General features: G+C 72.1%; 20 protein-coding genes. 12 read left to right on the top strand and 8 right to left on the bottom strand.

The features are described from left to right. Positions 1 to 12 precede the first annotated feature (12 nt). Positions 13 to 450 (top strand): VOC family protein, encoded by a 438-nt coding sequence (locus ACFYW7_RS07185; RefSeq protein ID WP_389498912.1) that lies wholly within the window; start codon positions 13 to 15, stop codon positions 448 to 450. A 176-nt stretch (positions 451 to 626) separates the two neighbouring features. On the opposite strand, the gene ACFYW7_RS07180 is transcribed toward ACFYW7_RS07185, so the two are convergent. Beyond that, a complete protein-coding gene (locus ACFYW7_RS07180) occupies positions 627 to 3,482 on the bottom strand; it encodes a SpoIIE family protein phosphatase (protein ID WP_389498910.1) in 2,856 nt (951 codons plus the stop codon). Between the two features lie 334 nt (positions 3,483 to 3,816). On the opposite strand from ACFYW7_RS07180, the gene ACFYW7_RS07175 reads away from it, so the two are divergent. From ACFYW7_RS07175 to ACFYW7_RS07165, 3 genes are all read left to right on the top strand, one after another. After that, positions 3,817 to 5,046, top strand: coding sequence for an AI-2E family transporter (locus ACFYW7_RS07175; RefSeq protein WP_389498908.1), 1,230 nt, complete (start codon positions 3,817 to 3,819; stop codon positions 5,044 to 5,046). A gap of 142 nt (positions 5,047 to 5,188) precedes the next feature. Next, complete coding sequence (locus tag ACFYW7_RS07170; protein WP_389498906.1) at positions 5,189 to 6,106, top strand: aminoglycoside phosphotransferase family protein; 918 nt, start codon at positions 5,189 to 5,191, stop codon at positions 6,104 to 6,106. Between the two features lie 180 nt (positions 6,107 to 6,286). Continuing rightward, a complete protein-coding gene (locus ACFYW7_RS07165; protein ID WP_389498904.1) occupies positions 6,287 to 6,721 on the top strand; it encodes a VOC family protein in 435 nt (144 codons plus the stop codon). 162 nt (positions 6,722 to 6,883) lie between these two features. On the opposite strand, the gene ACFYW7_RS07160 is transcribed toward ACFYW7_RS07165, so the two are convergent. Together ACFYW7_RS07160 and ACFYW7_RS07155 are read right to left on the bottom strand one after the other, a co-directional pair. Beyond that, complete coding sequence (locus tag ACFYW7_RS07160) at positions 6,884 to 7,330, bottom strand: SRPBCC family protein (protein ID WP_389498902.1); 447 nt, start codon at positions 7,328 to 7,330, stop codon at positions 6,884 to 6,886. Positions 7,331 to 7,511: 181 nt separating this feature from the next. Then, positions 7,512 to 8,078, bottom strand: coding sequence for a hypothetical protein (locus ACFYW7_RS07155; protein WP_389498900.1), 567 nt, complete (start codon positions 8,076 to 8,078; stop codon positions 7,512 to 7,514). 327 nt (positions 8,079 to 8,405) lie between these two features. Between ACFYW7_RS07155 and ACFYW7_RS07150 the strand changes: the two genes are divergently transcribed. The 3 genes from ACFYW7_RS07150 to ACFYW7_RS07140 are packed head-to-tail and all read left to right on the top strand — an operon-like array spanning position 8,406 to position 9,860. Beyond that, on the top strand, positions 8,406 to 8,768 hold the full coding sequence (locus ACFYW7_RS07150; protein ID WP_389498898.1) for an ArsR/SmtB family transcription factor: 363 nt from the start codon (positions 8,406 to 8,408) through the stop codon (positions 8,766 to 8,768). Next, the gene (locus tag ACFYW7_RS07145) at positions 8,765 to 9,301 is read left to right on the top strand and encodes an SRPBCC family protein (RefSeq protein ID WP_389498896.1); all 537 of its coding nucleotides are present in this window, start codon (positions 8,765 to 8,767) and stop codon (positions 9,299 to 9,301) included. The genes ACFYW7_RS07150 and ACFYW7_RS07145 overlap by 4 nt, the downstream gene beginning before the upstream one ends. 4 nt (positions 9,302 to 9,305) lie before the next feature. Continuing rightward, positions 9,306 to 9,860, top strand: a complete 555-nt coding sequence (locus tag ACFYW7_RS07140) for a TIGR03086 family metal-binding protein (RefSeq protein ID WP_389498894.1) — start codon at positions 9,306 to 9,308, stop codon at positions 9,858 to 9,860. 191 nt (positions 9,861 to 10,051) lie between these two features. Here the strand turns inward: ACFYW7_RS07140 and snpA are convergent, their stop codons facing one another. After that, positions 10,052 to 10,747 (bottom strand): snapalysin, encoded by a 696-nt coding sequence (gene snpA / locus ACFYW7_RS07135; protein ID WP_389498892.1) that lies wholly within the window; start codon positions 10,745 to 10,747, stop codon positions 10,052 to 10,054. A 187-nt stretch (positions 10,748 to 10,934) separates the two neighbouring features. Between snpA and ACFYW7_RS07130 the strand changes: the two genes are divergently transcribed. Together ACFYW7_RS07130 and ACFYW7_RS07125 are read left to right on the top strand one after the other, a co-directional pair. Next, on the top strand, positions 10,935 to 11,936 hold the full coding sequence (locus ACFYW7_RS07130) for a LysR family transcriptional regulator (RefSeq protein WP_389498890.1): 1,002 nt from the start codon (positions 10,935 to 10,937) through the stop codon (positions 11,934 to 11,936). Between the two features lie 47 nt (positions 11,937 to 11,983). Beyond that, positions 11,984 to 12,175 carry a DUF1963 domain-containing protein gene (locus ACFYW7_RS07125; protein WP_389498888.1) on the top strand — a complete coding sequence of 64 codons (192 nt, stop codon included), beginning with the start codon at positions 11,984 to 11,986 and terminating at the stop codon, positions 12,173 to 12,175. Here the strand turns inward: ACFYW7_RS07125 and ACFYW7_RS07120 are convergent. Continuing rightward, on the bottom strand, positions 12,158 to 14,425 hold the full coding sequence (locus tag ACFYW7_RS07120; protein WP_389498886.1) for an FUSC family protein: 2,268 nt from the start codon (positions 14,423 to 14,425) through the stop codon (positions 12,158 to 12,160). The two genes, ACFYW7_RS07125 and ACFYW7_RS07120, sit on opposite strands and share 18 nt — an antisense overlap. A gap of 480 nt (positions 14,426 to 14,905) precedes the next feature. Between ACFYW7_RS07120 and ACFYW7_RS07115 the strand changes: the two genes are divergently transcribed. The 3 genes from ACFYW7_RS07115 to ACFYW7_RS07105 all read left to right on the top strand — a co-directional run bounded on the left by ACFYW7_RS07115 (position 14,906) and on the right by ACFYW7_RS07105 (position 19,360). Further along, positions 14,906 to 16,810 carry a serine/threonine-protein kinase gene (locus ACFYW7_RS07115; RefSeq protein WP_389498884.1) on the top strand — a complete coding sequence of 635 codons (1,905 nt, stop codon included), beginning with the start codon at positions 14,906 to 14,908 and terminating at the stop codon, positions 16,808 to 16,810. Between the two features lie 166 nt (positions 16,811 to 16,976). Then, a complete protein-coding gene (locus ACFYW7_RS07110) occupies positions 16,977 to 18,059 on the top strand; it encodes a MerR family transcriptional regulator (RefSeq protein WP_389498882.1) in 1,083 nt (360 codons plus the stop codon). A gap of 572 nt (positions 18,060 to 18,631) precedes the next feature. Then, entirely contained in the window at positions 18,632 to 19,360 is a 729-nt protein-coding gene (locus tag ACFYW7_RS07105; RefSeq protein ID WP_389498880.1) for a lamin tail domain-containing protein, read from the top strand. Positions 19,361 to 19,559: 199 nt separating this feature from the next. On the opposite strand, the gene ACFYW7_RS07100 is transcribed toward ACFYW7_RS07105, so the two are convergent. The 3 genes from ACFYW7_RS07100 to ACFYW7_RS07090 are packed head-to-tail and all read right to left on the bottom strand — an operon-like array spanning position 19,560 to position 23,084. Continuing rightward, complete coding sequence (locus tag ACFYW7_RS07100; RefSeq protein ID WP_389498878.1) at positions 19,560 to 20,582, bottom strand: ABC transporter permease; 1,023 nt, start codon at positions 20,580 to 20,582, stop codon at positions 19,560 to 19,562. Further along, positions 20,579 to 21,541 carry an ABC transporter permease gene (locus ACFYW7_RS07095; protein WP_389498876.1) on the bottom strand — a complete coding sequence of 321 codons (963 nt, stop codon included), beginning with the start codon at positions 21,539 to 21,541 and terminating at the stop codon, positions 20,579 to 20,581. Before ACFYW7_RS07095 ends, ACFYW7_RS07100 begins: the two co-directional genes overlap by 4 nt. After that, complete coding sequence (locus ACFYW7_RS07090; RefSeq protein ID WP_389498874.1) at positions 21,534 to 23,084, bottom strand: sugar ABC transporter ATP-binding protein; 1,551 nt, start codon at positions 23,082 to 23,084, stop codon at positions 21,534 to 21,536. The genes ACFYW7_RS07095 and ACFYW7_RS07090 overlap by 8 nt, the downstream gene beginning before the upstream one ends.

Below are 23,084 nucleotides of genomic sequence, written 5' to 3'. Positions count from 1 at the left end.
AGCATGCGGGGCATGGCCATCAGACTTGAGAACGTCGGCATCGCCGTCCGCGACCTCGAGGCGACGATCGCCTTCTTCACCGACCTCGGCCTCACGGTCGTCGGCCGCGACACGGTCAGCGGTGAGTGGACCGACACCGCCGTCGGCCTCGACGGCAACCACGCCAAGATCGCGATGCTCCGGACGCCGGACGGTCACGGACGCCTCGAACTCTTCGAGTACATCCACCCCGAGGCGATCGAGTCGCAGCCCACCCGTCCCAACGACATCGGCATGCACCGCGTCGCCTTCTCCGTCGACGACATCGACGGAGCCCTTGAGATCGCCGCACGGCACGGATGCCGTCCGCTCCGCGGCGTGGCGACCTACGAGGACGTCTACAAACTCACGTACCTCCGCGGTCCCAGCGGCATCCTCGTGATGCTCGCCGAGGAACTCAAGAAGAACTGACGGCTGATCGGGTCTCGCGTGCGGGAAACGGAAGGCGCCATCCGTAGTGCCCCGAGGCATGGTCGCCAGGCTCCTCCGGAGGAACACCCATGCGAACGGGGGGCGTTCATGGCGCGTCGAGGACCGGTCCGGCCGGGACGCGGATCATTTGAAGGGCGCCCCCGGGTCCTGGGCCGCTACGACCGGCTCGGGAAGTCCTGAGACGCTGCCCCGGACCGGTCGGCGGCGGGTCGGTCCTCCGGACCGGGAAGGGCCTGTTCGGTCCAGATGGCCTTGCCCCGCGTGGTGTACCGGCTGCCCCAGCGTTCGCACAGGGCGTTGACGAGCTGGAGTCCCCGGCCCCCCTCGTCCGTCTCCGAGGCGCGCCGGATGCGGGGCATGGTCGGGCTCGCGTCGGACACCTCGCAGACGAGCGATCCGCTGCACAGCAGCCTCAGCCCGATGGGGCCCCTGGCATGCCGGACGACGTTCCCGACGAGCTCGCTGGCCAGCAGCTCCGTCGTCATGACCAGGTCGTCCAGCTGCCAGCGGGCGAGTTGTTCCCGTACGTGGCGACGGGCCTCGCCCGCCGCCCTGGGTCCGTCCGGCAGGTCCCAGGAGGCCATCTGTCGGTCGGCCACGGTGTGCAGACGCGCGATCAGGAGGGCGGCGTCGTCGGAGGTGGGCTGTCCCCCCGGCAGCAGGCCCCTGGTGACCCTGTCGCACAGGTCCTCCAGATCCGGGCAGCAGGCGGTACGGGGGAGCAGATCGGCGAGCCGGGCCATGCCCTGGTCGATGTCCTGGTGCGGTGACTCCACGAGTCCGTCGGTGAAGAGGACCAGGAGACTGTCCGCCGACAGCCGCAGCCTCGTCGCCTCGAACGGAGGGGCCGCGGCCCCCAGCGGAGGATTGACCGCGACCTCGGGGAAGTAGGCGCTGCCGTCGGGCCGGACGACGAGCGGCGGCGGATGTCCCGCCCGTACCACGGTGCACGACCCGTCGGTCGAGTCGTAGAGCGCGTACAGGCACGTCGCGTACGCGTGGTCGCCGAGGCCGCCGACGATGTCGTTGAGGTGGCCCATGATCTCGTCGGGCGGCAGTTCCAGGGCGGCCAGCGTGTGCAGCGCCGTGCGCAGCCGTCCCATGGTCGCGGCCTCGGGCAGGCCGTGGCCCATCACGTCGCCGACGACCAGGGCCACCTGGCCGGCGGACAGCGGAATCAGGTCGTACCAGTCACCGCCCACGTCGGAGGTCTCCCCGGCCGGCAGGTACCGCGCGGCCGCGGTGACCTCTGGCACGGTGGGCAGCCGCCGGGGCAGCAGGGCCCGCTGGAGTTCGCGGGAACGGGTGAGTTCGGCTTCGTGGAGCCGGGCCCGCTCCAGGGCGTGCGCCACGAGCGCGCTGATCGTGATGAGGAGCGTACGTTCCTCGGACGACAGGCGCCGCGCGGTGTCGAAGGAGATGACGCACACGCCGAAGGTGTGGCCGGAGGCCGTCAACGGGAGGAAGGCCCACGCCTCCTTGTCGGTCGGCGGCCGGGCAGCGCCCTCGGGGAAGGCCGAGACCCATTCCTCGCGTGACGAGCAGAAACGCGGCTCGCCCGTCAGGACCGCCTGCCCGGCGGGATCGGTGTCGGACAGCACCCTGCCGTGCGCTCCGCCCATGTGCCGGAGAAAGGAGCCCGGGTATCCGACGGACCCGAGGTGCACCAGCCGCTGCTCCTCGATGACCAGCACCAGCAGTCCCTGGGCGTCGAACGGCGGCAGGACCCGCTGGGCCACCGCCCGCACGACGTCCTGCGACGTGGTCGCCGCCGCGAGCTGCGTGGTCAGTTCCGCGGTCCGGCTCGCCCGTTCGGCCGCGGAGCGGATCGCCGCCACCTGCTCGGCCTCACGGCGGCGCCGGTCGGTGACGTCGGTGAAGTACAGGGTGAGCCCGCTGGGCACGGGGACGAGCCGCAGGTCGTAACAGCGACCGGTGTCGGCCAGCGTGACGTCGAAGCCGACGGCGACGGACCCCTCGGCGCCGCGTCGGCACCGCTCCTCCAGACCGGGCGTCCGGCGCAGCGCGGGAAGGCCCCACAGGTCGCGTCCGAAGAGCTGATCTCCCTCCGAACCGAGAACGTGCTCCGCCTCCAGATTGGCGAACGTGATGCGCCAGCCGTCGTCCACGGACAGGAAGGCGTCACTCATGTGCCGCAGCGCGCCGCTCAGCGCGTCGCGGGTGGAGCGCGCGGCCTCGCTCGCCCACCCCTTGCCGATGATGCGGGTCACCTGGCCCTGGTCGTCGAGGACGACATGACCGGACGCCCGTGTCCAGGTGTAGCTCCCGTCGTCGCCCCTGACCCGGTACTCGGCCTCGAAGGGCGCGTGCGTCCGAATGGTGCGTTCGGCCGCCGCCAGGACGCTCGGCAGGTCGTCGGGGTGCACCACCTTCATCCAGCTCTCGACGGCGGGCACGAACGCGGCCGGATCGGTCTGGTAGACCTTCATGGCCGCCTCGTCCCACAGCAGTTCGCCGGTGCGCACGTCCCACTCCCAGGAGCCGACCGGAGTGGCTTCGAGGTCGGTGCGCAGCCGCGCGGGAGCCGGAATCCTCCGCAGGCGGTCCATGGTCCATCCGGCGACCGAGGTGAGGAACGTCCACTGCGCGGGCGTCGGCTCCTCGTTGCCCCCGGCGAGACAGGCGATCGCACCGATGGCGCGGTTCCCGTCGATCAGGGGTACGGCGATCCAGCCGGACCGCGCGTGCACCGGCGAGGCGGGTTCGGCCAGGTCCGAGGGCAGCGCGGCCACCCACACGGGCTCGCCCGAGCGCACGGCGCGGGCCGTCGCCGTGGGCCCCTCCTGGTCGACGATCTCCCAGGCCCGCGTGAGCGACGACGGCAGCCCGGTGGAGGAGACCAGGCGCAGGGCCGACATGGGGCCCCGCAGGTAGACGGCACCCCCGGCGCAGCCCAGCTCCGCGACGGAGTGCTGGAGAGCGAGCCGGAGGACCTCGCTCTCCGTGATGTCGTCCTCAGCGGTGTCGAGTAGATCAAGCCGCTTGATCACAGGGTCAATATAGGATGAAACATCGCACATGACACCAACGGCGCTGCCTGCTGAGGGACGTGCGCCGCCGTTACCGGAGAGGTCCCGGCCGATCGGCCGAAGGTGTCACCGGGTTGCGGGGGCCGGTGCGCGACACCACGCTGACCAGGACGCCCGTGTGATCGGCGGCCCGGACCCGGTGGCCCGTCCCCACGGCGTCGCACGACGGTCCCCTCCGGGGACGACACGGCGAGCGGTACGACGGCGGGAGGACGGTGGCACACAGGTGAACGCCGGATCACGTCGCTCCCGCCGACGGCAGGGCCTGCCCGGCGCCGGTCGCGGCGGACGACGGATGCGGTACGTCGTGGGGAACCGTTCCGCGCGTGGCGCCTGGGCGGTGGCGCGGGCGCGTACGGCGGGCGCCCCCGGGAGCCGTGACGCCGGACACCACGAGAACGCGACGGTGGGGCACGGGCTGCGGGTGTCGGCCGCGTACGCGTGGCGGCTGCTCGTCGTCGGCGTGGCCGTGTACGTCGTCTTCGCCTTCCTGGGCAGGTTGCAACTGGTCGCCGTGGCCCTGTTCCTCGCGCTCGTCGTGACGGCGGTGCTGCGCCCGTTCGCCGATCTGCTGGCACGTCACATGCCGAGGACCGTGGCCGTGGTGGTGAGCGTCATGGCCAGCCTGCTGCTGGTTCTCGGCGTGATGGCCCTGGTCGGCCGCGTTGTGGCGGGCGAGTCGGGGAGCCTCGGCCATGAGTTCGCCGGGGGACTGGGGCGGATCGAGCGATGGCTGGAGGGCTCCCCCTTCCATCTGAGCCACGCCGTGCTGTCCGGTCTCCAGGGCAAGGCGGTCGCCTTCGTCTCCGACCACCGGTCCGTACTCATCAGCAGCGCCCTCAGCGGTGCCGGCCGGGCGGTGGAGTTCGTCACCGGCCTGGTGCTCGCCCTGTTCTGCTCACTGTTCTTCATCCGCTCCGGGGACAGGTTCTGGCGCTGGTTCCAGGCGTTGACGCCCCTGGGCGCGCGGGACCCGCTGGACCGCGCCGGGAGAGTGGCCTGGCGGACCTTCGCCGGGTACACGCGCGGCATCATCATCGTGGCGGCCACCAACGCCGTCCTCGTCGGGATCGCCCTCTCGGTGCTGCGCGTCCCGCTGGCGTTGCCGCTCACCCTGCTGGAGTTCTTCGCGGCGTTCATCCCCCTGGTGGGCTCGCCCGTCGCGCTGGGCGTGGCCACCGTCGTCGCGCTGGCCACCCGGGGGCCCGTCATCGCGCTCGTGGTGCTGGCGCTGATCGTCGTCATCGGCCAACTGGAGGGGCACGTACTGCATCCGCTCGTCATGAGCTGGGCGGTGCGCCTGCATCCCGTGGTCGTGGCCCTCTCCGTCATCGCGGGCAGCATCCTGGCCGGGGTGGTCGGTGCCGTCGTCGCCGTACCGATGGTGTCGGTCGTCTGGTCCGTGATCCGCGAACTGCGTCCCGACCCCGAACCGGAGCCCTCCGGCCCCTCACCGCCTCACCTGCGCGCTCCACCGGCCCACCCCGCCGAGCCGTCCGCACCGTCCGGGGCGAAGGAGCCGTAGGGGTGGCCGCCCCGCGTGTCCACCGTGACGGAGCGGTGGTGATCCGGGGGGCCCGAACGGGCCGTGCGGTGTTCGGAGTTCACCGCACGCGACGAGGGATCGGCGAGGAAGCCGGATCACCCTTGGACTACTGTTGCTCCCCATGTCCCCTGCCGAGAGCGAGATCACGGCGGAGCTGGTCCGGGACCTGCTGCGTGACCAGCACCCCGACCTGGCCGATCATCCCGTGGAACTCGGCGCGCGCGGCTGGGACAACCAACTGTGGCGGCTCGGCGACGACCTCGCCGTCCGGCTGCCCTGGGCGACACCCTCGGCGGACGCGCTGCTGCGCAAGGAGTACGCCTGGCTGCCGGCGCTCGCTCCGCACCTTCCGCTCCCGGTTCCCGTCCCGCAGCGCATCGGCGAGCCCTCCGAGCGGTTTCCGCGGCCGTGGATCGTCACCACCTGGGTACCGGGCGAACCCGCCGACCGCGTCCCCGTCACACGCGCCGAGGAAGCGGCCGAGACCCTGGCCGACTTCCTGACGGCGCTCCACCGGCCCGCTCCCACCGGGGCGCCCGCCGGCCGCCACCGCGGGGGGCCGCCGGCCGAGCACGCCGAGGCGTTCGCCAGGATGCTCGCCGAGGTCACCGAACTGGAGCTGATCCCCGACCCGGACGCCGTCCGGGCGGTCTGGGAGGACGCCGCGGCCGCACCCGACTGGGCGGGCCCGCCGGTGTGGCTCCACGGCGACCTGCATCCCGCCAACATCCTCGTCGCGGACGGCACCTTCTGCGGTGTGATCGACTTCGGCGACCTGTGCGCGGGTGATCCCGCCGGTGACCTCGCCGCCGCCTGGACCCTGTTGCCGGACGGCGCCTCCGGCCGCTTCCATGAGGTCTACCGACCCACCCCGGACGCCGCGACCCTGCGGCGAGCCCGCGGCTGGGCCGCGCTGCGCGCCCTCGCCTGCATCCTCGTCGGAGACGCCGGCGTCCATGGCCGCCCCGGCGGCAAACCCACCTGGGGCCCACCCGCCCGGGCGGCACTGGAACGCCTGACCGCGACGGTCCGCCGCTGACCAGCCCGCTTGATGACATGTCATATCGGTTGCGAGAAAGACATGTTGGATCGGGAAGGTCTCGAAGACCGGACGCGAGGGTTCGCCGTGCCACCGGCGTATGTCATGTGTGACCCCGGTCCGCGACGACGGGATGAAATCCATGTCCCCGGGCGCGGCACGCGCCACTATGGTGGAGCGATGGCATCGATCAAGAAATTCCAAGTCACCTTCGACTGTGGGGAACCCGAGCGCGTCGCTCGCTTCTGGTGCGAGATCCTGGGGTACGTCATACCGCCACCGCCGGAGGGGTTCGCCACTTGGGACGACTACACCCGGTCGCTGCCGCCCGAGCGACAGGGCGCGGGGTTCGTCGCGGTCGATCCCTCGGGTGAGGGTCCGCGGCTGTATTTTCAGCGGGTTCCCGAGGGCAAGGTCGTCAAGAACCGGGTGCACCTCGATGTGCGGGTCGGCACCGGGCTCGTGGGTGACGAGCGCCTCGCCACGCTCGAGGCCGAGTGCGCACGTCTGGTCGCGCTCGGCGCCGTACACCAGCGGACCCTGCTCGCCGATGAGGAGAACGAGTCCTGCATCGTGATGCAGGACATCGAGGGCAACGAGTTCTGCATCGACTGACGGACGCGAACGTGACCCCCTGGCGCGACCGCCCTGGGCCCGGCGCCCAGGGCGGAGACGCACGGACCGCCCGGGGCGGAAGCCGTACAGGTGAGGCGTGGAGGCGGCCCCCGACGGCCGGGCGCGACGGTGCCGGGGGCGACGGGCAGGCGCCCGGGCCCCTCAGGAAGCCTCGACGGCTGCCTTGATCCGTCCGCCGAAGGCGTCCGCGTCCTTCCGGGCGGCGCTCAGCGCGAAGCCCACCAGGAGCTTGCCGATGCCGTGACCGGACAGGACGTTGAAGATCCTGACGCGGGTGGAGCTGGCGCCGGTCGACTCGAGGTCGTAGCCGCCCTCGTCGGCCGTCACGATGTTCTTGGAGACCTCCGCCCAGCGGATCCGGTGGGGCGGCTCGAACTCGGTGATCCGGAACTTCCGGCCCGACTTCATGCCGGCGTCCTTGACCGTGCTGGTGAAGATCGTGCCCACGGCCGTCGGACCGTCCGGCGTCTTCGCGATCGACTGCACCCTGGGGCTGAACTTCGGGTCGTTCGTGCCGGCGGCGAGGAAGGCGAAGACTTCCTCGACGGGGCGGTTGATCTCGGTTGTCGCCTCGAACTGACCGGACAAGGTTCCTCCTGTGTGCGATCCCGGACCGCCCGCTGAGGGCGCGTGGGCTTGCCGCGCATTGCTCAGACTTTAGAGGGCGCGAGGTCCGGCGGCGCGGCACAGGACGCCATTCGTCCGATGACTGTCACAGGGCCGACACGGGGGACGGCGGCCGTTCACACTCCGCGCGGCGTCGCCGTGCTCAGTGGTCGAGGGACTCGGTCAGGCGCACGGTGTAGCCCTCCTCCTCCATCAGGACGACGGTGACCCCGAAGACGTTGGGGTGGTCCAGGTCCATCGGGGTGAAGGCGTAGTCGACGGCGGCCCTGATGGGAGGCGGGAGTTCACCGTCCGGCCGGGGCTCGGGAGCGGGCTCCCAGTCGACGACGGCCTTGCCCCCGGAGTCGCCCGCCGGGGACTCCACGCGGTAGGGGAACCGGTGCAGCACATGACCGTCCGGGGTGGCGTGGACCATGTTCAGACAGGGGGCGGGACCGACGGCGGGCAGCCGGCCCGTGGTGGCCACCTCATGCGTCTCCCAGGCGAGCACGACCTCGTCCGCGCAGGCCGCCGCGGCGATGTTCGACAGCGCCGCGATGCCGGTGAGGGTGTCCGCGCCGGGCTCGGTCGGGCGGACCCAGACCAGTCCGACCAGTTCACCCCGGACCAGCGGCATGATGACCGGCCGGGGCACCGCGCCCTCACCCACGCCGTGGGCGTAGGCGCTCTTCATCGAGCCGACCAGCGTGGCCCACGTTCCTGCGTCCACGGGAGTCCCCTTCGCCGCCGCCGTCCCCGATCACCGCCGACCCTGTCACGCGGGGTGCGGCCGTGTCAGCGGGATGCCCGGAGTACGGCCCGATCGATGGCCTCCGTCGCCGCGCGCGGACGGCGCGGCACCACGAGGCGTACGCCCTCGCCGGTGGTCCACGGTCCGGCGCGGACGCCTCCGTGACGGCGGAGGCGGTACCCCGCGAAGCGCTCACCCGGGCGGCGTCCGGCCGGCCCCGCGGCGGTATTCAACCGATCGGTTGACAACGACGCGAGTCCGGCCGTACGGTTATTCAACCTACTGGTTGAATACGTGAGGTGAGAGGTGTCCGACGACCGGCTGTCCCGGGTGTTCTCCGCTCTGGCCGACCCGACCCGGCGCGACATCGTGGCCCGGCTGGCCACGGGGGACGCCACGGTCAACGAACTGGCCGAGCCCTACGAAGTGACCGTTCAGGCGGTGTCCAAGCACATCAGGGTGCTGGAGGACGCCGGACTGGTCAGCCGCACCAGGGACGCGCAACGCCGGCCCTGTCACCTCGAGGGTGAGGTCCTCGACCTGATGACGCGATGGATCGAGCGCTACCGCCGCGAGGCCGAGGACCGTTTCCTCCGGCTCGACGCCGTCCTCGATCGGATGAAGGAACAGTCGGTGCCAGACACCGCGACGAAGAGGACGGCATCATGAGCACCGCGAGGGCGGACCGTCGCGACGAGACACGGATCGTCGCCGACCCGGCACTGCCCACCATCGTCATCACCCGGGAGTTCGAGGCCTCCCCGGAGCGCGTGTTCAGGGCCTACACCGACCCCGAACTCGTCGTCCAGTGGCTCGGCCCGCGCCGCCTGACCATGCGGATCGACGCGTACGAGGCGCACAGCGGCGGCTCGTACCGCTATGTGCATCGCGAGGACGACGGGACCGAGTACGGCTTCCGCGGGGTCTTCCACGAGGTGCGGCGGGACGAGCGCATCGTGCAGACCTTCGCCTTCGACGGCCACCCGGACGGCGTCAGCCTGGAGACGACCCTCTTCGAGGACCTCGGCGGTCGCACCCGGGTCACCACCACATCCCTCATGTACTCCATCGAGGCCCGCGACTCGATGATCAGAAGCGGTATGCGACGCGGTGTCAGCGAAGGCCACGAGCGGCTCGACGAACTGCTCGACAGCGCCACCGCGGCAGCGCGGACCGACCAGTCACCGACACGGAAGGCTTGAGACCATGACGAGCGCAGCCGATGAACACCGCACCGTCGCCGGGATCTTCACGGACCGGGTGCGCGGAGTGCGCACCGGTGCCTGGGACGACCCCGCGCCGTGCGAAGGGTGGGTCGCCCGCGATGTCGTGCGCCATCTCGTCGAGTGGTTCCCGGACTTCCTGAAGGCCGGAGCCGGAGTCGAACTGCCGAAGGGGCCGTCGGTGGACGACGATCCCGTCGCGGCGTGGACGGTGCACAGCGACGGAGTGCAGGCCCTCCTGGACGATCCGGACACGGCGCGCAAGACACTGTCGAACCCGCACATCGGTGAGGTCCCGCTGGACCAGGCGGTCGACCGCTTCTACACCGCCGACGTCTTCATGCACACCTGGGACCTGGCGCGGGCCAGCGGCCAGGAGGAGGGTCTCGACCCCGACCGGTGCGCCCGGATGCTCGACGGGATGCTGCCGCTCGACGAGGTGCTGCGGAAGAGCGGGCAGTACGGGCCCCGGGTCGAGGTCGCGGAGAGCGCCGACGTGCAGACCCGGCTGCTCGCCTTCATCGGGCGTCAGCCCTGACCGACGCCGTCGGACCGGGTCCCGGGCCGGACTGCCGGTTCTCCGGCCGCCGACCCCGGTCCGGCCCGTCGCCGCGCGACGGGCCGGACCGGGCTTCGCGCCGGGAGGAGCGTGGTGCGGGCCGCGGCGTCGAGCCACGGCCCGCACCGGCTCGGCGGGACCGTGCGGCGCGTCGTGCGCCGCGTGACCGGTCAGTGAGCCTTGTTCAGTTCCGCGACGGCCTTCGCGAGGCCGTTGACCCAGAGCTGGTTGACGCGGGAGCGCTCGGTCGCGTTCGGGTAGCGGTTGGTGCAGGACGTGCCCGGGCCGCCGCCCGACATCAACTCGCTGCACGGGCCGCTGTAGTGGTCCGGCAGACCCAGCACGTGACCGGTCTCGTGCGCGGTCACACGGACCGAGTCGTACTGCCGGTTCTGCGCGTAGTCGAGGAAGATGTAGCCCCTGCCGTGGCCGTTCGTGGAGGCGAAGGACCCGCGTGAGTCGTTGCCCTCGCGGTAGGTGAAGTCCGCGCTGCCCGTTGTCGCCTGGAGCTTGACGTTCGACACCGAGCTGTTCCAGATCGAGGTGGAACTCGATATCTGCGAGCGGAAGGTCGGCGCCTGGGAGGCGTTGTAGTAGACCGTCACCGACGCCAGCGACGGGTTGGCCGCCTGCTTCTTGGCGACCGACTTCAGTACGGCGTCGAAGAACGCCGCGTTGCCGGCGGCCTCTTCCGCCGAGCCCGTGAACCGGGCGGCCGCGGCGGTGGTCGAACCGGCCGCTGCGGTGTCGGCCGACTTGGCGCTCGCCGGAACCGCGGTGCCCAGCGCGGCGGAGGCCAGACCGAGGCCGAGCGTGAGGGCCAGGAGTCTCCTGGAGGCCTTCGACTTCGTACGGGAGGACAGCATGTGTGGGGCTCCTACTCGTTCGTGTGGGGTGGTGAACGATCGGTTCAGCAGGAGTCTCGGGCAGGCCGTGGGGGCGGCGGATGATGGCAATCGGGGATAGCGCGGAGCTATCAGGAGGCCGACTCGTCAGGCTTCGTCGCGAATTGAACATCTGGTGCGCCGCTCCGCGTCCCCCTACCCTTCCCGCATGGAGCTCGAGGTGAGGCACTTACGTGCCCTGTGCGCCATCGCCGACACGGGCAGTCTGCACAAGGCTGCCCGTGAACTCGGCGTGGCGCAGCCCTCGTTGAGCACCCAGCTGCGCCGCATCGAGCAGTCCCTCGGTGGCCAGCTCTTCGTCCGCGCGGGGACGGGCTGCCGACCCACACCGCTGGGCCACGCCGTTCTCAGCCGCGCCAGACCGCTCGTCGCCGAACTCGCCGCGATCGTCACGGAGACGAGGGCCGCGGTGGCCCGGGCGGCGGACGGGAGCAGCCTGCGCATCGGCGCCACGGCCAGCCGTGCCCTGCCCGGCTGGCTGCGCCGGCTGCGCTCCCGTGTTCCCCGGACCGAACCCACCCTGAGGATGGACGTGTCGGCGAACTCCCTGCTGCGCATGGTCGCCGGGGGCTGGCTGGAACTCGCCTTCGTGCACGAGGTGGAGGGCAGCCCCCTGTGCGTCCCCTCCGGGCTGTCCCTGCGGGTGCTGGTCGAACGCGAACCGCAGTTCGTCACGCTCGCCGCCGACCATCCGGCGGCGGAACGGGACGAGGTACGGCTCGCCGACCTGGCCGACGACCACTGGATGGTGGACTCCACGGTCGACGGCGAATGGGAAGCCCTGGGCCGGGTCCTGCGCGAGGCGGGACTCGAACCCGACATGTTGCACGGCGACTACCTCACCGCGTACTCCCTCGCCGCCACCGGCGAGGTGGTCACGGTCAGCCAGCCCACCGCCCGCCCGCGGTCCGATGTCGTCGTCCGCCCCCTGCAGGGCGACCCCATCGGGGTGCGCCTGCTGCTCGCCGCTCGTACGGAGGCCGAACTCGACCTCGGATACGACGAGTTGGAGGCGGCCTACTGGGAGGCGGCTCGGCAGGCTCCGGCCTACCGGGAGTGGCTGAGGCGTTCGGGTACGCCGGAGGGCACGCGGGGCAGGAGGGAACGCGGCCAGCCGCCGCACCTTCGGCCCGTCCCTCAAGAACGCTGAACAGCCCCCGCCCATGAGGCGGCCGCTGCCACCGGACCGCCGCCGACATGACGGGGGGCGGCGCCCTCTACTTGCTGATCCGTCCGGAGGATCTCGCCGAACGGCGTTTCGGCCGGGCCATGTTCACCTGGCAGTGCGGCGGAGTCCCTCGGCCTGCCCGTGAAGTGTCCGGGAGACTCCCCGTTCGCCCGCCCTCGGCGGAGGGAACGCGCGGACGGGGATCAGCGATGATCGCGTGAGGGTCCGCCCTCGGACGGACGCGGATCGGAGTCCGGCGCGTCCGGCGTGTCCGGACGGCGTGAACCGGCCGGTGGCGCGGTGTCCGAACGCGGGTGGCCGCCGGTGTCCGTGCCGCGTCTCTCGGCCGGGAGCGGCTCGTCCGGACCGCTCCCGCTCCCGGCGATCGCCGTCAGCTCGGCGGCCAGGCTCTGGAGCCAGCCGTCGATGTCGACCAGCACGGGCCGCAGACCGGCCGGACTGGTCGCGACGACCTCGGGCGGAAGGGGCGCCGGGCGTGCCCGCACACCGCCGGACGGGAACGCCGCCGCCCGGTCCATCGCCGCGGCCAGCTGCCCGGCCGACTCCCGCGCCCACCGGACGGCGTCGGGCGGCGCCGGACGGTACTCCCACCGGGGCAGCCAGTGCGATCCGACCACCACGTGATGGGCGCAGACGAGTGCCGAGTGCCAGTCCGGTCCGCCGTCGGGGAGGGCCCCGCCACCCTCCGTCCGGTACTGGGCGTAGGCGGCCTCCGCGATGCGGAGCCGGTGCCGGGTCACCCGCAGGGCCTCCTCGGCGGCGGCGCGCCCGGGCCCCGGATCGCCGTGAGCGCGCACCGTGGCCAGCACGGTGAGCCGCGCCAGGGGTGCCACCGCGCGCAACAGCTCCGCCACACCGCGTCGGACCTCGGCGCGGGCACCGGCGGGCCAGGCGAGCACGCCGCACACCAACCCGATCGCGCAGCCCGTCAGGACGTCGAGCAGCCGAGCTTCCGCCAGCCGCCAGCCGGCCGGAGCGAGCTGACTGAAGGCGGCGGAGACCACCAGGGTGAACAGCCCCTGCGCCCAGGCCGGACCCGCGACCGGGCCCACGGAGAAGGCCACGAACATGGCCGGCACCAGCACGGCGGCGTACACGTCGACCGCACCGCCCGCCTCGAACAGCAGCACTCCGGCGGCCAGCGAACCCACAAGGGTGCCGACCGCCGCCGAACGCACCGTGGCCCAGGTCGCGCCCGCCCTCGTACGCGCCAGCGTCAGCACGGCCAGCAGGACCCAGAAGCCGTGCGAGAGGTCCAGGGCTCCGGCCACGAGGCGGGCCGCGCCGAGCCCGAGAGCGGTGCGGACGGCGTTCTGGAACAGGACCGAGCGCAGGGTGAGGTTGCCGGTCAGCCGCAGCGCCAGGAGCCGTGCCGCGGACGGCTCCGCGTACCAGAACTGCTCGCGGGGCAGGCCCGGCACGGCACGGCGACCACCGAGCGCCACGGCGACCGCCGTCTGGACGGTCACGGCCGACGCGGCCGCGGCCAGGACGCCGGACCGGTACTCCAACAGCGCCTGGGACACCTCCGCACGTGTACCGGCCGGATGTCCGCGTACGGCCATGAAGTCGGCGGTCATCTCCTCCAGGGCCTCGGGTCCCGGAACGGCACGCGCACCCCGCAGGGCGTCCGCCGTCGCGGCGCACCCGGCCGCCACCCCTCGCAGCAGTTCCGCGGAGGGCGGATCGGCGGCCCGCGCGGCATGCGGCTGCTCGGCCATCCGGGCGAGCTGCTCCAGCACACGCCGCGTCGCGGCTCCGCCCTGGGCCAGCCCGCGCGCGGTGCGGCCCGCCCCGGTGGGACGCGAAGCCGGCGGCGCCCGCGACAGACGCAGGTCCTGTCCCTCCTCGCGCAACCGCCGCGCGGTCTCGGGCGCGTGGTGGTGTCCTCGCGCCGCCGAGAGTGCCGAGGCGGCCGCGAGGTCCAGGGCCTCGGCGACCCGCGCGCGGTAGGACGGGGTGGACGGGGTGGGCAGGATCAGCAGCTCGCACAGGATCAGCAGGGCACCCCCGGCGAGCAGCCCGCAGAGCCGCTGCGGCAAGGTGTCCGGCGCGTACGGCGGGAAGCACGCCAGCACGTAGAAGAGCAGCAGTCCGGGGACCACGCTCGCCGGAGCCGGTCCGTACGCGGCGGCGAAGGAGACGCCGAACCCGACCAGCAGCGTCCCCGCCACCGCGGAGCCGGTCGTCACGGCGAGAGCGGTGCCGAGCGCTGTCAGCGCGGCGGCGACCGGCAGCGCGAACAGGACGGTGCGAGCCCGGTCCCGGCCGCCCCCGGGGACGGGGGAGAGGACACCGAGCGAGATCGGCGCGAAGAGGGCGTAGATCGCGACGACCGGCCGGTCCAGGAGGTACAGGGCCGGATAGAAGCCCGCCGCCGCCGCGGCCGTGACCCGCGCCGACTGCCGCGCGGCCCGTGCGCGACCGGGGGACAGGGGCCGCTTCGGCATGCGCGTTCCTTCCCCGGCGCCTCCCCGGGGCCGTCCCCGCCGTACGTCCATTGTCGGCCGGGACCCGGCCACGGGCAGCACGACGCTCGTGGACCCGCCCCTCCTCGCCCTGTGGAGGGGACGAACACACTCGCGGGTGGCGGCGACGCGAGCGGGCGCCGCCACCCCGGGGCCCGCTCGCGCGGTGTCCGGCATCGGGCGCCGCAGGACCGGGCGCACCACCGCTGGGCAGGGGTTTTCTCTACCCAGGAGGCAGGACAGGGCATAGCATCCGGACGGGAAGTCACCCAAAGGGCCTACCGGGGCCCGCGACTGATCCGCGACGACCCGTCACATCGCTGACTGCTCAGGCACTCAGTCCGCACGAAGGAACCATCTGTGAGCGAAAACGGCTCCTCCGGAAGAGTCCAGCCGGCTCATGCCGGCGACCCCTCCCGCATAGGTCCGTATCGGATCATCGGTCGCCTCGGCGCCGGGGGCATGGGTACCGTCCACGCCGGAGTCGCCTCCGACGGAATGCGTGTGGCGGTGAAGGTGATTCATCCCGCGCAGGCCCAAGTACCGGAGTTCAGGGCCCGTTTCAAGCGCGAGGTGGAACTGTCCTCCCGCGTCACCGGTCCCTACCTGGTCCCGCTGCTCACAGCCGACGCGAACGCGGTGAACCCGTGGCTGGCCACCGCGTACGTCCCCGGGCCGACGCTCAACGAACACGTGCTGGCCCACGGCCCGCTCACCGGAGCGAGTCTGTACGCCTTCGCGGCGGCCACCGCGCAGGCGCTGGCCGCCGTCCACACGGTCGGCGTGGCGCACCGTGACGTGAAGCCGCAGAACGTCATCCTCACGCCCACCGGCCCCCACGTCCTCGACTTCGGGATCGCGCACGCCGCCGACGGCACCAGCGTCACCCGTACCGGCGTCATGACCGGGACCCCGGGCTGGATCAGTCCCGAGCAGTACCGCACGGGGGCCACCGGACCCGAGGGCGACCTGTTCGCCTGGGGCGCGCTCGTGGCCTACGCGGCCACCGGCAGGACGCCGTTCGGCACCGGAGCGCCCGACGTGGTCGCCTTCCGTGTGATGTCGGGCGATCCGGACCTCGACGGCGTGCCCGCGCCCCTGCGCGAGATCGTCCTGCGGGCCCTGGCCAAGGAACCCGGGGACCGCCCGTACGCCGCCGACGCCGCCCAGGAGTGCGTGGAACTCCTGGCCGCCGAGGTCACCCAAGTGGTGCGGGCGGAAACGCTGTTCACGCGGGCCGAGGACATGGTCACGGCCGTCTGGTCCATCCCCACCGGGAACGACCCCGTGTGGCCGGCGCCGACGAGCCGCCCGCGACGCCCCTGGGCGGGCGTGGTGGTCGTCGCGGCGGCGGTCATCGGGGGCCTGGCCGGTGGAGTGGTGGCTCTGATGCCGAACAAACCGGACGGCGACAGACATCGGACCTCCGCCACGGCCTCCACCAGCCTCTCCTCCTCGGCCACGTCCGGGAGGTCGTCCGCGCCGAGCACGAAGGCGAGTGCGGTGGCGAAGCGGGACCGGGCCGCGAGCGACGCCGGGGCCGGCCCGGAGAGCTGGGCCGAGGCACGGACGGCGCAGGGCGAGGGGGAGCACGACGTCGCCCGCGCCGTGCTGCACGACCAGAACGTCCTCGTCCAGGAACTCGGCGACGGCGTCGTCCTCTCCCCGAAGACGGTGAGGTTCCACCCGTCGCGCCGGGAGGTCTACCTCTCGTACCGGCTGTCCTCCGACGAGCAGGGGGTGATGTACGCGGAGACGGAGGTCGCCGGTCTGATGTGCCGGACGCTGAGGGACGTCGTGCTGGGCGTGCACCCGGAACTCCCCTACCGCACCTATGTCCTGGTGCGGGAGACGACGGCCGGCGGCCCCCAGGTGACCTGGGACGACGACTTCCGCACCGACACGCGGTGCACGTCGTCCGCCGACGAGGACACGGACGCGGTTGACACCGAACAGGACTGGGAGCCGGACGAGGAAGGGCTCGGCCAGGCCATGGTCCCCAGCACCGACGGCGACGAGATCAGGGTCGCGGACCGTGCCGCCAGGAAGATCATCGAGCGGACCAACGGCATGCGCGCGACCCTCGGCACCGATCGGCTCCTCGGCAACGAGGAGCTCAAGGTGGGCTTCGATCCCGGTGGTTCGACGATGTACGTGTGGTCGGACTACGTCGCGTGGAACCAGGGGCAGGCCGAGACCTGGGCGGCCATGACTGCGGGCGAGGCCTGCCGGGCCCTCGTGAAGCAGAAGGACAGCGCGGGAGGCGCCTGGCCGTACTCCCGGTACGCGGTGGCGGAGGTGGGCGCCTCCGGCTACCTGATGATGCGCTGGGGCACGGTCGGCAGAACGGCCGACTGCCCGGCCTGACCGGGACCGCGGGCACGCGGATCCGTCCGGGACGTCATGAGGACCTGCCCGGGACCGGCGCGGCGGGTCGCCGGGGACCGGCGGAGGAGCGGACGGGAGGGCCGGACCCACCGAGGTTGACCCTCGACCTGGTCGAGGGCCCAGGGTTCCGGGTGTGGAGAGCGAGATGCGCAGCATCGGTGAAATGGCCCGGGACAGCGGCCTGGGTGTGAGTGCCCTGCGGTTCTACGATCGTGCGGGGGTGCTGGTGCCCGCCTGGGTGGATCCGGTGAGCGGCTACCGCTGGTACGACCCCGGGCAGCTCGAGGAAGCCCGGCTGCTGGCCCGGTTGCGCCGGGCCGGCATGCCGTTGGCGGACATCCGGCTGGTGCTCGCGGGCTGGTCCAGCGCGGACACCGGCCTCGTACGGAAGCTCCTTCAGGCGCATGTGCGCCGTCTCGAGGCGGGCCTCTCCGATGCCCGCGGCGAGTTCTCCACGCTCCGAGCCCTTCTCGAACGCAGGGAGAAACCCATGTCATCGCCCCGTACCGCCGACACCCGCCTGGCCGTCTCCGCACCGGAGCTCGCCGCGGCGCTGGACGCGGTCCGCTTCGCCGCCGGCACCGACCCGGAGCTGCCGATGCTCGGCGGAGTCCTGTTCGACATCGACGGCGGGACACTTCACGTCGTGGCCACCGACCGGTACCGGATGGCCGTGGCGCGGGCCGGCGCCGACGGGCATGCCGGGCCCCGCGCCCAGGTCATCGTGCCGTCCCCGCTGGCCGACGCGATGCGGGCCCTGCTCGGCGACGAGGAAACCGTCCGACTCGCCGTGGACGGTGACCGCGTGACGCTGGAGAGCGGCGACCGGCAGGCGGCCGGCAGTCGCGTCGACCACGACTTCCCCGACTACCGTCGTCTCGTCCAGCTGCCGGCCGGCCGGCGTGCCCTCGTCGACGTGGCGGTGTTCCGGAAGGCGGTGGAGAACGGTCCCGTCCGCACGAGCGAGGTACGCGGACAGGGCGAGGCGGGCCCCGCTCTCAGCGTGCTCAAGGTGACGGCCGACGGCGCCGTGACTCTCTGCGAGGACGGTGACGGTGACCAGGACCAGGTCGCCGTCAACCGCGAGTTCCTGCTGCACGCGCTCGCCGCAGGAGCCCGGGAGCGACTCGTCCTGGAGGTCGGCGCCCCCACCGCGCCCGTCGCGATCCGGCGCCCCGACGACGAGAGCACGTTCTCCCTGCTGATGCCGGTCCGGCTGGACACCTGAGCGGAGACCCGCGCGGGACCCGCTCGACGACACCCCTCCCGGCGGCGCGGTCGCTCCTGGGCCCCGCGCCGTGCGGGTCCGGCCGCGGCGAGGAGGGCCATCTCGCCGCGGCCGGGTTCCGGACCGGTTCCGAAGAGGGGGCCAGGCGGTGGAGCCCCCATGCCCTTCTCGCTCCTGAGGCGTTGTCAGGGAGAACCGAAGGGGCGTGACGCCGCCCCGGATGGTCGTGACGGACCGGAAGGGTGTTACTCACTTTCGGGTGAAGGAGGCCTGAGGTGCGGGGATCCGCGAGATGCCCGAATATCGTCTGGAAGCTTCAGGAGTAAGGGAGTTGGCGCCGACAAATCACCCGTCGTCGGCTTGCTCATGTTAAAGGCCCATTACAGGCGTCTGTAACCGAAATGTTCTCAATCGGTAACAGCGCTCGGGTGTCGCTCGTACCGGGCCGGGACGAGGAGGAACTTATGAGTCCTCGGCCACCGGGCCGGGACTCGCACAGGGTCGCACCGTGCGGTTCCCCGTAGAGGGCACTGTCGCGGTGCGTGCCGCCTCTCGAACTTTGAGGAGCATTCATGTCCGTTTCCACGTCTGTCACGGTCCGCCGGCTGGTGGCCGCGGCGCTCGCGGCCGGCACGCTGGTCGGCACGGCCGCCGTGTCCGCCTCCGCCGCGGAGCCGCGCTTCGAGCGCACGCACGTCGACATCAGCAGGGTGCAGAGCGACGCGCCGGGCTTTGACGACCGCTCCCGCCGTTCCCTGAACGCGGAGTGGGTGGAAATCACCAACACGGCCCGTGAGGGTGTGAACCTGAACGGCTGGACACTGTCCGACGAGGACGGCAACCGCTACACCTTCAACCACTACCGGCTCGCCGGCCGGTCCACGGTCCGTGTCCACACCGGCTACGGCCGTGACACCGACCGTGACCTCTTCCAGGACCGCCGCGCCGAGGTGTGGGACAACCGCTCCGACACCGCCACGCTGACGACCGCGCGCGGCCGCTTCGTCGACAGCGTCTCCTGGGGCCGGCACTACGACGACCACCGTGGCCACGACCGCGGTGACCACCGTGGCCACGACCGCGGCGACCACCGCGGTGACCACCGCGGTGACCACCGCGGTGACCACCGTGGTGACCACCGCGGTGACCACCGCGGCGACCACCGTGGTGACCACCGTGGTCCGGGCGACCACCGCGTTCAGCTCCCCATCCACCGCGGCCAGGGTGACCACCGTGTCCAGCTCCCCATCAACCGCGGCCAGGGCGACCACCACCGCGCCCAGAGCCCCTTCCAGCGCTGAACAACGCCTGGGAGCAAACCCGTTCAGCGCGTACGCGGGTGGCATCCGGTCAGGACGTGGAGGTGACCGGATGCAGCGCCGGGACCGATCGGACCCGGCGATAGCCACGGACGCGCAGGACGGCATCGCCACGGAAGACCCGCACCGCACGGTGCGGGTCTTCCGCGTCCGGGCACGCCCTCGGGCCGCACCGCGCGCCTCACAGCACCCGGCGTCTGCGTCCCAGCCAGGTCTGCGCGATGACCACGACCGCCAGGAAGGCTCCGCTGACGACCTGTTGGTAGGCCGAGTCGAGTGAGCCGATCTGGTTGATGACGTTCTGGATGACCTTCAGCAGCAGCACCCCCACCAACGAGCCGCTGATGAAGCCGAACCCGCCGGTGAGCAGGGTGCCGCCGATGACGACCGCGGAGATCGCCTCCAGTTCCATGCCGGAACCGAGGATCGTCACGCCCGACCCCAGCCAGGCCGCGTTGAGCGCTCCGGCGAGCCCGGCGCACAGTCCGGAGAGGGTGTAGACGCCGATCTTCGTACGGGCCACGGGGGCACCCATCAGCGCCGCCGCGTCCTCGTTCCCGCCGACCGCGTACACGTACTGGCCGAACCGGGTGCGCCGGAGCACGACCGCGCCGAGCACGAACAGCGCGACGGTGATCCAGACGGGCACGCCGATACCGAGCAGCGCGCCCTGGCCGAGCTTCGCGAACGGCGACCCCTTGTCCACGAGATAGGTCTTCGAGCCCTCGTCGGTGATGGACAGCAGGATGCCCCGGGCGCCCAGCATCGCGGCCAGGGTGACGATGAACGGCGCCAGTCGCGAACGGGCGATCAGCAGGCCGTTGACCAGTCCGATCACCCCGCAGACGGCCAGCGGCAGCAGGAGCGCGACGACCGTTCCGTACTGGGATCCCCAGGCCGCCAGTACGCCGCCGAGCGCGAAGAGCGAGCCCACCGACAGATCGATGCCGCCGGTGACGATCACGAAGGTCATGCCGAGCGCGACCACGGCGAGGAACGCCGAGGAGAGCGCCATGTTCTCCAGGTTGTCGCCGGTGAGGAAGGTGTCGAAGCCGATCGACGCTGCGATCATCGCGACGATCAGGGTGACCAGGGCGCCGTGCTGCTGGGCGAGCGCGCTGATCCGCTCGGAGCGGCCGGTGCCGGACGGTTCCTCCTCGGCCGTCTTCTTCGGGCGCACCGGAGTGTCCACGTGGGTCGTCATCGCTTTCCCCGTTCCCGTGCCGCGTAGACGGCGAGGACGATCACCACGGCCTGGGCGATCTGGGTCCACGACGGCGGCAGATCGTGCTTGATGAGCGTGGTGGTGAGCAACTGGATGAGGACGGCGCCGGCGACCGTGCCGCCGATGCGGACCCGGCCGCCGCTGAGCGGGGTGCCGCCGACGACGACCGCGGTGATCGCGGACAGTTCCATCAGGTTGCCGAGCGAGGACGAGTCGCTCGCGCTGAGGCGGGCGGTGGCCAGCACGCCCGCGACGGCCGCGAGGACGCCCGAGCAGACGTACACCAGGACGAGGACGCGGCGTACCGGCAGTCCGGCGAGCCGGGCCGCCGGGCGGCTGTCCCCGATGGCCAGGAGCTGCCGTCCGAAGGTGGTGCGGCGCACGACGAAGGCGACGAGCAGCGCGAGGGCGACGGCGATCAGTACGAGATACGGGATGCCCAGGACGGCGCCGGAGCCGAGGTCCGCCATGGCGGGGTCGCGGACGTCCTTGAGCTGGGGGAGGAGCACCAGGGCGAGTCCCCGTCCGGCGACCATCAGGGCGAGCGTGGCGACGATCGGCTGGACGCCGACGAACGCGATCAGCGATCCGCCCGCGACACCGATCACGGCGCCGCCGACCAGGGCGATGAGGATCGCGACGCCGGGCCCGTAGCCGAGGTAGAGGGCCAGCAGCGAGGTGGACAGGGCCATGACCGAGCCCACCGCGAGGTCGACGCCCTCGCTGCCGATCGCCAGGGCCATGCCGAGCGCCACGATCAGGACCGGGGAGACCTGGACCGCCTGGGTGCGGAAGTTCTCGGTGGACAGGAAGTGCGGGGTCAGGACGGTGTTCACCAGCAGGAGGACCACGACGCCCAGATAGACGCCGTACTCCTGGAGCAGGTGCAGCAGACGGTCGCGGTCGGCGGTCACCCGGCCCAGCGTCAGGTCAGTCATCGTGGCCTCCCGGGCCGGCTTCCGTGCCCTCGGGTTTCGCGGTGGGTGCGGCCGCGGCGATGGCCCGCATCAGCCGGTCCTCGGTGACGGCGTCGCCGGTCAGCTCCTCGACGACCGCGCCGTCCTTGAGGACGATCACCCGGTCGCTGCCCTCGATCAGTTCCTCGGGGTCCGAGGAGATGAGGAGGACACCGAGTCCGTCGTCGGCCAGTTCGTCGATCAGTTTCTGCACCTCCGCCTTGGCGCCGACGTCGATGCCCCGGGTCGGCTCGTCGAGGAGCAGGACCTTGGGGCGCATGGCCAGCCAGCGGGCCAGCAGGACCTTCTGCTGGTTGCCGCCGGACAGTTCGCCCACCTTCTGATGCGGACCGGCGGCCTTGATCCGCAGCCGCTCCATGAAGGTCTCCACGATCCGGTCGATCCGTGACTCGTCTACCAGGCCGAAGCGGGAGAGGCCGGGCAGCGCGGCGAGCGCGATGTTCTCGCGGACCGAGAGGCCCGGCACGATGCCCTCGGCCTTGCGGTCCTCGGGCAGCAGGCTGATGCCGGCCCGGATCGCGGCCGGGGTCGAGCCGGTGCGCACGCGGACGCCCGCCACCGTCACCCGCCCCGAGTCGGTGGGCAGCGCGCCCGCGATGGCCTTGGCCGTCTCGGTGCGGCCCGAGCCGAGCAGCCCGCCGAGCCCCACCACCTCGCCGGGACGCACGGACACCGACACCCTGTCCAGTTGGTGACGTATCGTCAGTTCCTCTGCCAGCAGCACGGGTTCGGCCGTGGTCTCATGGCCGCCCGAGAACCTGGTCAGACCGTCCTGTCGTACGTCCGCGATCTCCCGTCCCAGCATCAGCGCCACGAGCCTGAGCCGGTCGAGGTCGGCGATGCGGCCCGTGTGCACCACCTTGCCGTCGCGCAGCACGGTGACGGCGTCGCAGATCTCGTACAGCTCGTCGAGCCGGTGGCTGACGTAGATCACCGCGATGCCCCGCTCGCGCAGCATCCGGATCACCCCGAACAGGGTCCGCACCTCGCGCGGTTCGAGCGAGGAGGTCGGTTCGTCCATGACGACCACACGGGCGTCGACCGAGACGGCACGGGCCAGGGCCACCATCTGCTGGGCGCCGACGCCCAGTTCGCGCAGCGGACGGCGGACGTCGACGCGCAGGCCGAGTTCGCGCAGGGCCTCGTCGGCCTCCCGGTGCATGCGCCGGAAGTCGATCAGGCCGAAGCGGTTGCGGGGTTCGCGGCCGAGGAAGAGGTTGCGGGCCACGCTCATCAGCGGAACGAGGTTGACCTCCTGGTAGATGGTGGAGATTCCCGCGTGCTGCGCCTGGAGCGGTGTGGCGAAACTGACCGGGGCGCCGTCGTACGTCACCTCGCCCTCGTCGGGCCGGTAGACGCCGGTGAGGACCTTGATGAGGGTCGACTTGCCCGCGCCGTTCTCCCCGATGAGTGCGTGCACCTCCCCGGCGCGGGCCGTGAAGTCCACGAGGGACAGGGCCTTCACGCCGGGGAAGCTCTTCGACAGGCCGGTCACCGACAACAT

The sequence above is a fragment of the Streptomyces sp. NPDC002580 genome, assembly GCF_042889485.1.
In the GTDB taxonomy this organism is placed as follows: Bacteria; Actinomycetota; Actinomycetes; order Streptomycetales; family Streptomycetaceae; genus Streptomyces.
The sequence above is the reverse complement of the archived record's forward strand: the minus strand, read 5'-3'. Positions and strand labels throughout refer to the sequence as shown.

Coding starts and splice junctions, on each gene's coding strand:
- ACFYW7_RS07185 (WP_389498912.1), top strand. CDS start 13: ATGGCCATCAGACTTGAGAACGTCGGCATCGCCGTCCGCGACCTCGAG.
- ACFYW7_RS07175 (WP_389498908.1), top strand. CDS start 3,817: ATGCGGTACGTCGTGGGGAACCGTTCCGCGCGTGGCGCCTGGGCGGTG.
- ACFYW7_RS07170 (WP_389498906.1), top strand. CDS start 5,189: ATGTCCCCTGCCGAGAGCGAGATCACGGCGGAGCTGGTCCGGGACCTG.
- ACFYW7_RS07165 (WP_389498904.1), top strand. CDS start 6,287: ATGGCATCGATCAAGAAATTCCAAGTCACCTTCGACTGTGGGGAACCC.
- ACFYW7_RS07145 (WP_389498896.1), top strand. CDS start 8,765: ATGAGCACCGCGAGGGCGGACCGTCGCGACGAGACACGGATCGTCGCC.
- ACFYW7_RS07140 (WP_389498894.1), top strand. CDS start 9,306: ATGACGAGCGCAGCCGATGAACACCGCACCGTCGCCGGGATCTTCACG.
- snpA (WP_389498892.1), bottom strand. CDS start 10,747: ATGCTGTCCTCCCGTACGAAGTCGAAGGCCTCCAGGAGACTCCTGGCC.
- ACFYW7_RS07130 (WP_389498890.1), top strand. CDS start 10,935: ATGGAGCTCGAGGTGAGGCACTTACGTGCCCTGTGCGCCATCGCCGAC.
- ACFYW7_RS07125 (WP_389498888.1), top strand. CDS start 11,984: ATGACGGGGGGCGGCGCCCTCTACTTGCTGATCCGTCCGGAGGATCTC.
- ACFYW7_RS07120 (WP_389498886.1), bottom strand. CDS start 14,425: ATGCCGAAGCGGCCCCTGTCCCCCGGTCGCGCACGGGCCGCGCGGCAG.
- ACFYW7_RS07115 (WP_389498884.1), top strand. CDS start 14,906: ATGGGTACCGTCCACGCCGGAGTCGCCTCCGACGGAATGCGTGTGGCG.
- ACFYW7_RS07110 (WP_389498882.1), top strand. CDS start 16,977: ATGCGCAGCATCGGTGAAATGGCCCGGGACAGCGGCCTGGGTGTGAGT.
- ACFYW7_RS07105 (WP_389498880.1), top strand. CDS start 18,632: ATGTCCGTTTCCACGTCTGTCACGGTCCGCCGGCTGGTGGCCGCGGCG.
- ACFYW7_RS07100 (WP_389498878.1), bottom strand. CDS start 20,582: ATGACGACCCACGTGGACACTCCGGTGCGCCCGAAGAAGACGGCCGAG.
- ACFYW7_RS07095 (WP_389498876.1), bottom strand. CDS start 21,541: ATGACTGACCTGACGCTGGGCCGGGTGACCGCCGACCGCGACCGTCTG.
- ACFYW7_RS07090 (WP_389498874.1), bottom strand. CDS start 23,084: ATGTTGTCGGTGACCGGCCTGTCGAAGAGCTTCCCCGGCGTGAAGGCC.